Origin of the sequence: Nocardia transvalensis, assembly GCF_015477765.1 — a bacterium.
Taxonomy (GTDB): domain Bacteria; phylum Actinomycetota; class Actinomycetes; order Mycobacteriales; family Mycobacteriaceae; genus Nocardia; species Nocardia transvalensis_A.
Window position 1 is genome coordinate 1 of sequence record NZ_JADLQQ010000001.1, and the last position, 13,548, is coordinate 13,548.

Consider the following 13,548-nt stretch of genomic DNA (forward strand, 5'->3'; position numbering starts at 1 on the left):
AGGCAAGCCAATGTGAGAGCCACACCAACGACGACGGTGGGCAGCCGAATGAGAGAGCACCCCCACCGGGCACCTGAACCGAATCCTGGCCGGGATCCGATCTACACACCAGTCTCTAACTAGCCGACGACAGTGATCATGGAACGGGTCGGCTGGCAGCGCGGCCGGACAGTGTTCTTCGAGCGCGTCGCGCAGCTGCGACCGTTGTTCAGACCACCAGATCCTGCCTCGCGCACCGAGTACCAGGCCGGCGAACTCGCCCAATGCGATCTCTGGTTCCCGCCGGTGGACATCCCGCTCGGGTTTGGCCATGCAGGTCGACCACCGGTGCTGGTGATGGTGATGGTGTCAGGATATTCACGGATCATCGCCGCCACGATGATCCCGACTCGGCAGAGCCCGGACCTGCTGGCCGGGCATTGGGCATCGATCTCATCGTGGGGTCGGGTGCCGCGAACGCTAGTGTGGGACAACGAATCCGCGGTCGGCCAGTGGCGCGGCGGCAAGCCGCAGCTGACCGACGCGATGAACGCGTTCCGGGGAACCCTGGGCATCAAAGTGGTTCAGTGCCGCCCTGGCGACCCGGAGGCTAAAGGCCTAGTCGAGCGGGCCAACGGCTATCTGGAGACCTCATTCCTGCCTGGCCGAACCTTCAGCAGCCCAGGCGATTTCAACGTTCAGCTCACCGACTGGTTGGGCCGGGCGAACCAGCGTCATCACCGGCGCTTGGGCTGCCGTCCGATCGATCGGTGGGCTGCGGATCGGGCCGCAATGCTCGAGCTGCCGCCGGTGGACCCGGTCGTCGGATGGCGATCGGCGGTCCGGCTGCCCCGCGACCACTACATTCGTTTGGATTCCAACGACTACTCCGTGCATCCCTCGGTCATCGGGCGCACCGTTGACGTCCGTGCCGGCCTGCAGAAAGTGGTGGTCACCTGCGCCGGTGTCGAGGTTGCACGACATCGGCGGTGCTGGGCCAGCCACCAGACCATCAGCGACCCCGACCACGTCGCCGCGGCGGCAGAGCTGCGCCGGTCTCGCCGCCTGGTCGCGGTCCCCGCGCTCGACACGACCGTCGAGCACCGCGATCTGTCCACCTATGACCGGTTGTTCGACCTCGACAGCGAAGGGATCGCCTGATGGCCACCAAAACCAGCACCAACGGCGCTCGCAACATCGGGTCCGAAATCGCCTATCTCGCAAGAGCTCTCAAAGCTCCCACCCTCGCCAACGCGGTCGATCGTCTCGCTGAACGCGCGCGAGCGGAGAGCTGGAGTCATGAGGAGTTCCTGGCCGCGTGCCTGCAGCGTGAGGTCGCTGCCCGCGAAGCCCACGGCGGGGAGGGGCGCATCCGCGCTGCCCGGTTTCCGTCCCGGAAGTCGTTGGAAGAGTTCGACTTCGACCACCAGCGCTCGCTCAAACGCGACACCATCACCCACTTGGGCACCCTCGATTTCATCACCGCCAAGGAGAACGTGGTGTTCCTCGGCCCACCGGGAACCGGGAAAACGCACCTGTCGATCGGGTTGTCCATCCGCGCCTGCCAGGCCGGCCATCGGGTCGCGTTCGCGACGGCCGCAGAGTGGGTCGCGCGGCTGGCCGAGGCTCATTCCGCCGGAAAACTGCAGGCAGAGCTGATCAAGCTAGGCCGGATTCCGCTTCTCGTGGTCGACGAAGTGGGGTATATCCCGTTCGAGTCCGAGGCCGCGAACCTGTTCTTCCAGATGGTCTCGTCCAGGTATGAACGGGCGAGTTTGATCGTGACCAGCAACAAACCGTTCGGGCGGTGGGGCGAGGTGTTCGGCGACGACATCGTCGCCGCCGCCATGATCGACCGCCTGGTCCACCATGCCGAGGTCATCTCCCTCAAGGGCGACAGTTACCGGCTCAGGGACCGTGACCTCGGCCGCGTTCCCGCCGCCAAGACCAACGACTGAAAACGCTCGCGCAGAGGACATTCTGTGGTGTTCGGGGCGCTCGGGCGTATGCCTCGGCAGACTGCAGACATGGGCATGATCGATATCCGACCTGCGGTGGAACGCGATCTCACTTCTGTTGCCGACCTTCGCTGGCGGTGGCTGCTGGAGAACGGAGCCACTCCCACCACCACGCACGACGAATTCATCCAGTGGTTCGTGAGCTGGGCGCAGGCCAACACCTCATCACACCGCTGCTTGGTCGTCACCGACGACGAGGCGGTGATCGGCATGGGGTGGCTGGCGATCACGCAGCGCGTGCCGACTCCGGTTGTCCTGGAACGCGCATCCGGTGACGTGCAGTGTGTCTACGTGGTACCTGATCGACGCAGCACCGGGCTGGGCGGCAAACTCATCGACGCACTGGTCGATCTCGCACGTCAGCTCGGATTAGAGCGAGTGACAGTACATTCCAGTGTGAGAGCAATCCCGGCGTATTCCCGTTGTGGGTTCGCGGTATCGAATCGACTGCTGCAGACCGCGCTCAGCCATTGATCTCCCGCAGGGCCACACCGGTCCGTAGAGAGTCACGACACATAACCGGTATCCCGGGATGCTCATGCCAAAGGGTGGGTCACGGCTGAACCGGACCAGGCGGGTCAGGGTTCAGCCGGACTTGACAGCAGGTACAGATCGACCGTCCACACCATAATCCCGACAAATCCCACTGCTACGTCTGCCCGTTTCGCATCGACGGCAAGCGCGATTCATACGCCACCGGGGTCAACGAGATGCATGCGCAAGTCGGCGGTGTCGGTGCTGACCGTGGCGAGTGTCCACACCGTGGCGGTAGCGCAACGTCACCAACACACTGACGGCTCCGTTCGACGACTTTTCATGCGGCAGCCAAACTGCGCGCACAACAGCGTTCGACTCACGTCACCGCCGCAACACCAGCGACCAGGAAGATCCTCGAACGACCAAGTAGAAACCCCGGAGAAAAGAAATGTCCCTCACTCGCCGGTGCTTTCGCGGTCCCGGATTCGAGTAAGGGACATTTGGTGGAGCTAAGGGGACTCGAACCCCTGACCCCCACACTGCCAGTGTGGTGCGCTACCAGCTGCGCCATAGCCCCGTGTTGTGCTTTGTGCCGCCGGGGGCTCCCCGTTGGCCTGAATGAAGTTACACCACGGCCGGTCAGGGAAACAAATCGGCTGGTGGGAGGGGTGGTGGAACTGGTGTTCGAAGAGTAATCTCGAACGCATGTTCGACAGCGGAGAGCTTCAGGCGATGAGTGATGAGGGGCTGATCGATGCGCTGCGGCGGGCACACGGGGCGGCGGCGTTCGCGCAGGCGGCAGAGGTGTCGGCGGTGCGCGAGCTGTATCGGCGGCATCGGGAGCAGGGGCGCGGAGCGCGGCCGGGCGATGCGCGAGCGGGAGAGTTCGCGGCGACCGAGGCGGCGGTGGCCGTGCAGATCTCCGAACAGGTGGCGGCGGCGCTGATCGATATCGGCCTGGGGCTGGATGCGCTGCCGCGCACGCGGGAGGCGTTCGCCTCGGGGCGGATCGATCTGGCGCGGGTGCAGGTGATCGTCGAGACCGCCCGCGATCTGCCGGGCGAGGTGCTCGCGGAACTGGAGCCGAAGCTGATCGAGGCGGCGGCACGGTCGGGCCCGGCCCGGCTGCGGCAGACGGCGCGGCGGTGGGTGACCAAGCTGGATCCCGACGGCGAGCAGGGCCGCCGGGAGCTGCGCGAACACGACCGCGACGTGCGGATCAAGGCGGTCCAGGACGGCATGGCGGTCTTCGACGGCCTCCTACCCGCCGTCGGGGCGCAGACGATAGCCATGCGACTGCGAGAGATGAGTCACCAGGTCTGTTCGGCCGACCCACGGACCATGCCGCAGCGTCGTGCCGACGCCCTGGTCGCGCTCGCCGACGGCTCGGGCGGGCTGCGGTGCGAATGCGGGCGCGGCGAGCGGTGCCGGGCACCGGAACCCACCGGCACGAGACGACGTCCGCTGATCCAGATCGGCATTTCGGCGGCAAGCCTGCTGGGCACCCACAACGATCCGGCCTTTCTGGCCGGCTACGGACCCGTCGACCCCGAATTAGCCCGCCGCATCGCCGAATACGCTCAGTTCCAGGTGATTCCGGAACGCACCGACGAGCCTGGCACCACCGAGGAGGCGATGCGCCGCGATCCGCCGCAATGGCTGGACCGAGAGGTCCGCGCCCTCGACGGCCAGTGCCGTTTTCCCGGCTGCACGATGCCCGCCGCCGACGCCGAGATCGACCACAGCGAACCGTTCGATGTCACCCATCCCGGCCGCGGAGGCGCCACGGTCCTGTCGAATCTGGCGGTCCTGTGCTCGCGCCACCATCGCTTGAAACAGACCGCCGACGCGCAGGCGATTCCTTGGCGCACAAGGAGATTGGACGCCGACCGGCTGCAATGGACCAGTCCGACAGGCGATGTGCACAGCACCGTCCGCGACGGCGCGCGATATCTGTTCCCGCACACCGACACCGAAGCCCCCGAGCTGCCGTGGCCGTCCCCGACCGCGGTTCCGGCCCGTCGGCACTCGGCCGCCCTCGATCTCACCTATCCGATCGAGCACCATGCTCCCGTTCATCGACAGCTGTCGCCGATGACCCCCGAAGACGATCTGCCCGGCCGACTCGCAGCCGAAAGCCCAGGCCGCTGAACGGCTTTCACCGTGCTACCCACCAGCGACCCCGAGGCACAGCGATGGAACTCCCGGACCCTCCTCCGGCGCCCACCGTCATCGACGTCGGTGTGGAACGCGAACGCATCGCGGCATTGGAGAACATCCGCCGACGGCTCGAAGCCGAACTGGACAAGGCCGAGGCGGGCTGCGGCTACGCGGCCATGGCGGCTCAGCTGCGCGACACCGTCAACGCCATTGCCGACGCCCGCAATCGCATCTACGAGGCGCTGTTGAACGACGACCCGTACGAGAGTTAGCCCATCAGTTGCGGGAGACCGCAACCCGGGGGTCGCGCCCGGGCAGCAGGGGATGCCGCCCGGGCGCTCGATCCCTACGGCGCGATCTTGTCGACCCAGCCGGAGTCGTTCACATCGATCTTCTCGGTGCCGGCGAGCACCGTGGGAGTCTGCACCCGTCCGGCCGCGGCCTTGAGTGCGGCCATGGCCGCCTGGGTGTGGTTGCGCGCGGAGTCGACCCGCTGTCCCTTGGCGATGCACTGCTGCACCTCCGGCGTGGCGCCGGCATCCTTGGCGATCGCGGCCAGCTCCTCGTTGGTGAGATTGCCGCCACCCTCGCTCGGCTGTTTCGTGGTGAACAGCGCCGTGTGGAACTTCGAGTACGCCGGTCCGTCGCCGGAGTCGGCGACACATTCGCTCGCGGCGACGGCGCGCGTGGAGTAGTCCTTACTGCCCGACTGGGGGTCGAGGAAGTTGACCAGCCGGTACCGGACCGCCAGCTTGCCCTGATCGATCTTCTGGGCGATCAGCTGGCCGTAGAGATGTTCCAGCGAACCGCAGGCCGGGCACATCGGATCCTCGTAGACATCGATCGTCTTGGCGGCGTTCGATTTACCGAGCACGATCGCGCCGTCGGAGTCCAACAGGGCGGTGACGGCCTGTTCATGGGCCGCTCCGTAGCCCTCGCCCTGCACCTTCGCGTCGTTGTCACTGTTCCAGCGCACGACGAGCACCACGATCAGCGCGATCACCACCAGCGCGACGACACCCAGGGCGTAGGTGGTGCGGCTGGACATCGGTCGCGGCGTGTACTTCGATCCCGAGGAATTCACGGCGTCCACTCTGCCAAAACCGGGACGCACACCCGAACTCGACACGGCCCCGACACGCGCGGTCAGGCGCGGGCGTCCACCACCGCCCGTCGGCGCATCGGCTCGGGCACCAGCAGCCAGGCGCCGGAGGCCACCACCAGCAGCGCACCCGTGACCGCGAGCGCGACGCCGAACGAAATCCGTTGCGCGAGAGCGCCCACCGCGATCGGCCCGAGCACCGTGCCCAGGTCAGCGGCCATCTGATAGCCGGCCAGCACCGGGCCGCCCCGCGCCCGGGGCCCGATGATGTCGGCGACGGCGGCCTGCTGAGCGGGGGTGTACATCCCCGAGCCGAGCCCGGCCACGAACGACGCGACCAGCAGCCACGCCAGATTCGGCGACACGCCCAGCGCGATCGTGCCGACCGCACACACCAACGTCCCGATCACCACGAACGGCTTGCGCCCCAGCCGATCCGACAGCCTGCCGGAGGCGAACAGCACCGCCGCATTGCCCGCCGCGAACACCGTCAACGCGACCCCGGCCAGCTCGCGCGACTGGCCGAGCACCTCCACCACGAGCAGCGGCACCAGCGCCATCCGCACCCCGAAGACGGCCGCGCCGTTGGCGAAGTTGGACCACAGCACCGCCCAGTACGCCGGGCGCTGCAGCGCCTGCCGGAAGTTCATCACGCGAACCGCGTCGGACGCCTCGGGCGCGGCCAGTTGTGAGTCGCGCAGACTCCAGTAGACGACGGCCGTGGCGGCCAGCAGGACGATCGCGTAGATGAGGAAAGGCACCCGCAGCCCGAATCCCACCAGCGCCCCGCCGATCAGCGGTCCCCCGAGCGAGCCGACCAGGAAGCTGGTGGACCACAGCCCCGAGACCCGCCCGCGTTCACCCGGCGGCGACATCCGGATCACCAGCCCCAGCGACGACACGGTGAACATTGTGGATCCGATGCCGCCCAGCGACCGCAGCACGATGAGCTGCCAGTAACTCTGCGCGAACGCGCACGCACCGGTGGACAGCGCGACGATCAGCACTCCGCTCAAATACACCGACCGCTCCCCCAGCCGCTGCACCAGCCGCCCGCTGACCGGCGCGAACAGCAGCCGCATCAACGCGAAGGCGCTGACGATCGCCGAGGCCGCCGCCACACCCACCCCGAAGCTGCGCGCATACTGCGGCAGCGCGGGCGCCACCAGGCCGAACCCGATCGCGATCAGAAACGACGCGCCGACCAGCACCCAGATCTCGACCGGCAACCGCGCGGGCCTGGCTTTCGTCACCACACACACCATTCATCCACGTCTGTCCCAACCCCCGTACCGCCCGCCGGTATTTCCGTGACCACCCGACCGGCCGACCCCTATCGCACGCCGAGCCGCGAGACGCCACTCAGTCGCCGAGCGCTCGGCCCACGACCTCTTCCGCCGCCGCCTGCACCTGGGCCAGATGGTCGGGGCCCTGGAAGGATTCGGCATAGATCTTGTATTTGTCCTCGGTGCCCGAGGGGCGGGCGGCGAACCAGGCGTTCTCGGTGGTGACCTTCACCCCGCCCAGGGCCGCGCCGTTGCCGCGGGCGCGGGTCTGCACGGCGATGATCGGCTCACCCGCCACCTCGGTGGCGGTGATGTCGTCGGGGGTCAGCGCGGCCAGGCGGGACTTCTGTTCCGTGGTGGCGCTCGCGTCGATGCGGGCGTATGCCGGGCTGCCGTAACGCTTTTCGAGTTCGGCGTAGCGGGCCGACGGGCTCTGGCCGGTCACCGCCGTGATCTCGGCGGCCAGCAGTGCCAGCAGGATTCCGTCCTTATCGGTGGTCCACACCGTGCCGTCCATCCGCAGGAACGACGCACCGGCGCTCTCCTCGCCGCCGAAAGCCAAAGAGCCGCTGAACAATCCGGGCACGAACCACTTGAATCCGACCGGCACCTCGTGCACCTGCCGCCCCAGCACACTCACCACCCGATCGATCATCGAGGAGGTCACGGCCGTCTTGCCGATCTTGGTGAGTGCGTCCCATCCCATCCGGTTGGCGATCAGATATTCGATAGCCACCGCCAGGTAGTGGTTCGGATTCATCAGTCCCGCATCCGGTGTCACCACGCCGTGCCGATCGGCGTCGGCGTCGTTACCGGTGGAGATGTCGTAGTCGTCGCGGATCGCCACCAGCGAGGCCATGGCGTAGCGCGAGGATGGATCCATCCGGATCTTGCCGTCGCTGTCGAGCGTCATGAACCGCCAGGTCGGATCGACGAACGGGTTGACCACCTCGAGCTCGAGGTCGTAGCGCTGCCCGATCTCCTCCCAGTAGTCGACGCTGGCTCCGCCCATCGGATCGGCGCCCAGCCGGATGCCCGCGCCGCGAATCGCGTCCAGATTCAGCACGTTCGGCAGGTCGGCAATGTAATGGTCGAGGTAGTCGTAGCGCTCGACACTGGTGGTCAGCGCGTGCTGCAGCGTGGTGCGCTTGACCCCGGCCAGGCCGCTGCGCAGCAACTCGTTGGCGCGTTCGGCGATGGCGTCGGTGGCGACGGTGTCGGCCGGGCCGCCGTGCGGCGGATTGTATTTGAAGCCGCCGTCGCGGGGCGGATTGTGCGACGGCGTGACCACGATGCCGTCGGCCTGATGCCGGGTGCCGCCCCGATTGTGGCGCAGCACAGCATGACTCAGCACGGGGGTGGGCGTATAGCGGCCGCGGGCATCGATGATCGCGGTGACCTCGTTGGCGGCCAGCACCTCCAGCGCGGTCGTCCACGCCGGCTCCGACAGCGCATGTGTGTCGCGGGCCAGATAGACCGGGCCGGTGATGCCGCGGGTGGCACGGTATTCCACGATCGCCTGGGTGATGGCCAGGATGTGGGCCTCGTTGAACGCGCAGTCCAGGCTCGACCCCCGATGCCCGGAGGTGCCGAAGGCCACCAGTTGCGCCGGATCCGACGGATCCGGAATGCGGCTGTAGTACGCCGTCACCAGATGCGGCAGATCCTCCAGGTCGGTGGCCCGGGCCGGTCGTCCGGCTCGATCATGGGCCATGCTCGGGCCTCCTTTCCGTATCGCCTGCGCCCGGCTGGTCATCAGGATCACGGCCCCACCCGCCCCACCGAACCCAGGAGGGATACCGTATCGAATCGCACCGACAGCCCCTGACGCGTCATCGTCGCGCCCCGACGTCCGGATTCCAGACCTGCACCGGCGACAATGCGACGGTGCCGGAGTCGAACAGTTCGGCGTTGGCGGCCACGAAATCGCGCAGCAGTTCCGCGTCGTCGACGATCATCACCAGGACCGGCAGGTTCTCGGCCAGATCGACCATCCGGGCGGTATGGATGCGCGAGGACACGCCGTAGCCCTCCACCCCGCGCCACACGCTGGCACCGGCCAGGCCCGCATCCCGGGCGCGCCGGACGATCTCGTGATACCGGGGCCGATGTTTCCAGTGGTCGTCCTCGCCCAGCAGCACGGTCAACCGGGCCGCCGGACGCCACCGCGGATCCGGCTGCCACGCATCGGCTTCCGTCACGATCTGTACGACGGGATCCGCCGGTACCTCGCTCATTGCCTGCCCCCAATCGTCGTGCCGTTGCCGTAGCGCGTCGCCACACCCGATTCGAGCAGTTTACGAACTTTGCCGTCGGCGCCGACGGGGTGGTGGAAACGGCCAGCACACCCGGATGTCCACAGCGGTCCCGAGGGACGGTGGTCCGTGGCCCGACCCGCCGCGCACGCCCGGCGACGACCGCCGCCGAACCCTGCCGCGGCCATGGCCCCCAGCGTCCGTTTCGCTTGCGGCAGCCGGAGACTCGCGCCGGCGCGAGCGATCGCCCGCGGCCCGCCGCCGGGTGCGATCGCCGGCGGCACGAGCGGCCCGACCGCCCGGGCGCCGGCTGGCGAAACCACCTGGAGGACCTCCTACCCGAGACCGAAACCTATCGAGTCATGCTAACTGCCAGCGACCCCCGACCGACCGGCATGCACCCGTGAATCGGCCCGACGATTCCGCATCCCCGCACGCCACCGGCGCACCGGCGCAGCGTCCAGCACCCTTACCCGCGCACGGCGCGTCGCGCCGGGGGCGATCTGTACGGTCCGGCGCGGCGATAGGGGGTGCGGCTGGGAAACTGCTGTAATAGCCTCATTCGATAAGTCCCATCCGGTCGGTTTGCGGGACGGTTCGACATCCGGCTTCATCCCCACACGGGCGACACAGGAGTGACGATGGCGGCTGATCGGGTTCTACGTAATGCGCGACGGCGCGGCTTGCGCGGTCCCGCAGCGGTTTTGGTGGCGACAGTGGTCTCGGCGCTGGCATCCGGGCTGTCCGCGCCGCCCGCCCAGGCGGCGATCTACCCGCTGCCCGACCCGGACGGGTTCTACGCCGCGCCGCCGAATGTGGGCGACTATCAGCCCGGCGACGTGATCCGCAGCCGCCCGGTGGCGGCGAACGGATATCCGGGCGCGGTCGCGTGGCAGCTTCTCTATCGATCGACCAATTCCGCCGACGAGCCGATCGCGGCGGTGACGACGCTGCTGCTGCCCGGCGGGGGCGGCAACCGACCGCTGGTGTCGTATCAGCCCTTCGTGAATTCCCTTGGGCTGCAGTGCGCGCCGTCGCACACCCTGTTCAACGGCGCACTGCAGGAGGCACCGGCGCTGAATCTGCTGCTGGCCCGCGGCTGGGCGGTGGCGGTGCCCGATCACCTCGGCCCGGTCAGCGCCTACGGGGCGGCCCGGCTGGGCGGGCGGCTGACCCTGGACGGCATCCGGGCGGTCAAACGATTCGCCCCGGCCGGACTGGCCGACAGCCCGGTGGGCCTGGCCGGTTACTCCGGCGGCGGCATGGCGACCGGGTTCGCGGCCGCCCTGGCCCCCGAGTACGCGCCGGAGCTGCCGATCATCGGCGTGGCCATGGGCGGGGTACCGGTGAACATCGGCAAGCTGGCGCTGGATGTGGGCGCGGCCCCGAGTCCGCTGTTCGGGTTGGGCTTTGCCGCCGCGGTCGGGCTCGAGCGCGAGTATCCGTCGGTGATGTCGCTGGACGACAACCTCACCCCGGCCGGGTTCGAGCTGCGCGACCGGATCGCCAACGCCTGCACCGACCAGATCATCAACGCCGCCGCCAACAAGAGCTACTCCGACTACATCCACGGCGGCATGGACGCGGTCAACGGCGACCATATCCGGGTCCTGCACGAGAACAGCCTCGAGACCTACCCGGGTGTCCCGCGCGCCCCGATCTATCAGTGGGCAGGCGGCGCCGATCAGGTGAATCCGTGGCTGGCCCGCGATGTGGCGGGCCGGTATTGCGCCTCCGGCGGCCGGGTCCTGTTCGAGATCATTCCCGGCGCCGATCATGGCACCGCGATCGCACCCGGCGCGGTCAATGCCTTCAACTATCTGGGCGACCGGTTCGCCGGACTACCCGCGCCTGTCAACTGCTGAATCACGAAAGTGGCTGCGCCCCCGCCCGATACATTCGGACGGGGGCGCAGCGCTTCCGGCAAGCTCGGAAATCAGTGCACGAGAACCGGTTCACCCTCGGCGGGCGCGGGCACCGTATTCGGCATCAGGATCGCGGTGATCACGGCCCCGACGATGAAGAATCCGGCGGCCCACCAGAAGCTGGTGGTGTAGCTCTCGATCGCCGCCTGCGCGACGGCCAGCGGAGTGGGCTGACGGGTGGACATATAGTTCGTCGCGGCCGAGGACGCGATGGTGCTCAGCAACGCGGTACCGATCGAACCACCCACCTGCTGGCTGGTGTTGACCATGGCCGAGGCCACACCCGCATCCTCGTGGTGCACACCGGCGGTCGAGCCCTGGAACGCGGGCGCCATCGCGGCACCCAGGCCCAGGCCCAGCAGGATCAGCGCGGGCAGGATGTGGGTCGCATACCCGGTGTCCAGCCCGATGCGGGTCAGCCACACCATTCCCGCGGCGGCGACCAGGAAGCCACCGCTCACCGTCACCTTCGGGCCGATCCGCGGCAGCAGCAGCGAGGGCGCGGTGGTGGACGAGGCGATCATCGCCGCCACCATCGGCAGGAAGGCCACACCGGTCACGATCGGCGAGTATCCGAGGGTCAGCTGCATGTAGTAGGTGAGGAACAGGAAGATCGCGAACATCCCGATGCCCATGACGAACACGGTCAGGTAGGAGGCGCCGCGGGTGCGGTCGAGCACGATGCGCAGCGGCAGCAGCGGGTGCGCGACCCGGGTCTCGAGCCAGGCGAACACCGCCAGCAGCACCGCACCGCCGATCAGGAAGGCCAGCGTGACCCCGTTGGACCAGCCGTGCGATTCGGCGTGTGAGAACCCGTAGACGATGCCGAACAGGGCCGCGCTGACCGCGACCGTGCCCGGGATGTCGAGCTTGGGCCGGTGCTCGGTGGTGTGCTTGGCCAGCAGCAGGGCGCCGCCGATCAGCGCGACCGCGGCGAAGATCAGGTTGACGTACATCACCCAGCGCCACGACGCCCACTCGGTGAGCGCCCCGCCCAGCAGCAGTCCGAGCGCGCCGCCGGTGCCGGCGACCGCACCGAAGATGCCGAATGCCTTGGCCCGCTCCTTCGGTTCGGTGAAGGTCACCGTCAGCAGCGACAGCGCGGCCGGGGCGAGCAGGGCACCGAACACACCCTGGGCCACCCGCGCGGCCACCAGCATCTCGAAGCCGTTCGCCGCGCCGCCGATCGCGGAGGCCACGGCGAAACCGGTCAGGCCGATGAGGAAGGTGTTGCGCCGTCCGAACAGGTCGCTCAGCCGCCCGCCCAGCAGCAGCAGGCTGCCGAAGGCCAACGCATACCCGGTGATCACCCACTGCCGATCGCCATCGGTGAAGCCGAGATCACGCTGCGCCTCGGGCAGTGCGATATTCACCACGGTCGCGTCGAGCACAACCATCAACTGAGCAACGCCGAGGACGGCGAGAACCCACCAGCGCAGAGCGTGCGAGCCGCGTCGGCCCGCTCTGGACGACGACGCCGTCTCGGTCTCCATATCGATAGCGGTAGCCATGGACTCTCCTTCGACGGAGTGGGGCGGGAATGATTGAAAGTCAAACGGAGGCACTACCTCCGCTTCACTGAAGAAGCTACCACCATAACGGAGAGAATGCCTCCGGTTAATCCCGTTGCTTGCTAGCATGAAGGTGTGAATCGCGCCACTTCCCCGTCCCCACCTCGGCATATGTCCGCGCCGCGACGCCTGCGCGCCGATGCCGCCCGCAACCAGCAACGGATCCTCGCCGCCGCTCGCGAACTGTTCGCCGAACGCGGTCTCGAGGTCACCCTCGACGATGTGGCCGAGGCCGCACATGTGGGCGTGGGCACGGTGTACCGCCGCTTCGCCAATAAGCGCGAACTCATCGAGGAGGTGTTCGACCAGCACGTCTCCGCGATGGCCGAGGCGACCGAGAAGGCCGCCCGCCACCCCGATCCCTGGATCGCGATGGTCGAGCTGTTCGAGTGGTCCTGCCAGCACATGGCGGGTAACCGCGGTTTCAGCGAGGTGATGCTGGAGCTGCCGGATGCGATGGAACGGTTCAAGTCGGTGCGCGAGCGGATCGAGCCGGCCATCCACACGCTGATGGAGCGCTGCCATGCGGCCGGAGTGCTGCGGCCGGGCATCACCGGCACCGATTTCTTCGCCATGGTCAACATGGTCGAGTCGATGGCCGCCTTCTCCCGCCCGGTCAATCCGGACACCTGGCGGCGCTATATGGCCCTGGTCCTCGACGGCGTGCGCGCCGATGGCATGCCCAGACAGCCCCTCACGGTGCCGCCGCTCACCGACGACGAGATCACCCGCGCCAAGGCGGAGGTGTTCTGCCTCCGCAAGCGTTGATACTCAC

The 13,548-nt window shown here is 68.0% G+C and carries 12 protein-coding genes and 1 tRNA gene; 7 read left to right on the plus strand and 6 right to left on the minus strand.

Features of this window, described 5'->3' with window-relative positions; genetic code table 11:
• Positions 1-138 precede the first annotated feature (138 nt).
• The 3 genes from IU452_RS00005 to IU452_RS00015 all read left to right on the plus strand — a co-directional run bounded on the left by IU452_RS00005 (position 139) and on the right by IU452_RS00015 (position 2,471).
• Entirely contained in the window at positions 139-1,140 is a 1,002-nt protein-coding gene (locus IU452_RS00005; RefSeq protein WP_416382251.1) for an IS21/IS408/IS1162 family transposase, read from the plus strand.
• On the plus strand, positions 1,140-1,937 hold the full coding sequence (gene istB / locus IU452_RS00010; RefSeq protein ID WP_195106775.1) for an IS21-like element helper ATPase IstB: 798 nt from the start codon (positions 1,140-1,142) through the stop codon (positions 1,935-1,937). The genes IU452_RS00005 and istB overlap by 1 nt, the downstream gene beginning before the upstream one ends.
• A gap of 69 nt (positions 1,938-2,006) precedes the next feature.
• Positions 2,007-2,471, plus strand: coding sequence for a GNAT family N-acetyltransferase (locus IU452_RS00015; protein WP_195106776.1), 465 nt, complete (start codon positions 2,007-2,009; stop codon positions 2,469-2,471).
• 504 nt (positions 2,472-2,975) lie between these two features.
• On the opposite strand, the gene IU452_RS00020 is transcribed toward IU452_RS00015, so the two are convergent.
• A tRNA-Ala gene (locus IU452_RS00020) sits at positions 2,976-3,051 on the minus strand.
• Between the two features lie 155 nt (positions 3,052-3,206).
• Between IU452_RS00020 and IU452_RS00025 the strand changes: the two genes are divergently transcribed.
• Both IU452_RS00025 and IU452_RS00030 read left to right on the plus strand, forming a co-directional pair.
• Positions 3,207-4,625: an HNH endonuclease signature motif containing protein gene (locus IU452_RS00025; RefSeq protein ID WP_195106777.1), complete on the plus strand. Its 1,419-nt coding sequence runs from the start codon at positions 3,207-3,209 to the stop codon at positions 4,623-4,625.
• A gap of 44 nt (positions 4,626-4,669) precedes the next feature.
• A complete protein-coding gene (locus IU452_RS00030; protein WP_195106778.1) occupies positions 4,670-4,906 on the plus strand; it encodes a hypothetical protein in 237 nt (78 codons plus the stop codon).
• A gap of 74 nt (positions 4,907-4,980) precedes the next feature.
• Here IU452_RS00030 and IU452_RS00035 read toward each other — a convergent pair whose 3' ends face one another.
• The 4 genes from IU452_RS00035 to IU452_RS00050 form a co-directional block, all read right to left on the minus strand.
• On the minus strand, positions 4,981-5,718 hold the full coding sequence (locus IU452_RS00035; protein WP_416382252.1) for a DsbA family protein: 738 nt from the start codon (positions 5,716-5,718) through the stop codon (positions 4,981-4,983).
• A gap of 62 nt (positions 5,719-5,780) precedes the next feature.
• The gene (locus IU452_RS00040; protein ID WP_324192359.1) at positions 5,781-6,989 is read right to left on the minus strand and encodes an MFS transporter; all 1,209 of its coding nucleotides are present in this window, start codon (positions 6,987-6,989) and stop codon (positions 5,781-5,783) included.
• Between the two features lie 109 nt (positions 6,990-7,098).
• Positions 7,099-8,736, minus strand: a complete 1,638-nt coding sequence (gene pgm, locus IU452_RS00045; protein ID WP_195106780.1) for a phosphoglucomutase (alpha-D-glucose-1,6-bisphosphate-dependent) — start codon at positions 8,734-8,736, stop codon at positions 7,099-7,101.
• A 118-nt stretch (positions 8,737-8,854) separates the two neighbouring features.
• Complete coding sequence (locus IU452_RS00050; protein ID WP_195106781.1) at positions 8,855-9,259, minus strand: DUF190 domain-containing protein; 405 nt, start codon at positions 9,257-9,259, stop codon at positions 8,855-8,857.
• A gap of 659 nt (positions 9,260-9,918) precedes the next feature.
• On the opposite strand from IU452_RS00050, the gene IU452_RS00055 reads away from it, so the two are divergent.
• The gene (locus tag IU452_RS00055; RefSeq protein ID WP_195106782.1) at positions 9,919-11,142 is read left to right on the plus strand and encodes a lipase family protein; all 1,224 of its coding nucleotides are present in this window, start codon (positions 9,919-9,921) and stop codon (positions 11,140-11,142) included.
• Positions 11,143-11,213: 71 nt separating this feature from the next.
• Here the strand turns inward: IU452_RS00055 and IU452_RS00060 are convergent, their stop codons facing one another.
• A complete protein-coding gene (locus tag IU452_RS00060; protein ID WP_195106783.1) occupies positions 11,214-12,713 on the minus strand; it encodes an MFS transporter in 1,500 nt (499 codons plus the stop codon).
• 171 nt (positions 12,714-12,884) lie between these two features.
• On the opposite strand from IU452_RS00060, the gene IU452_RS00065 reads away from it, so the two are divergent.
• Positions 12,885-13,541, plus strand: coding sequence for a TetR/AcrR family transcriptional regulator (locus tag IU452_RS00065; protein WP_195106784.1), 657 nt, complete (start codon positions 12,885-12,887; stop codon positions 13,539-13,541).
• The last annotated feature ends 7 nt before the right edge of the window (positions 13,542-13,548 follow it).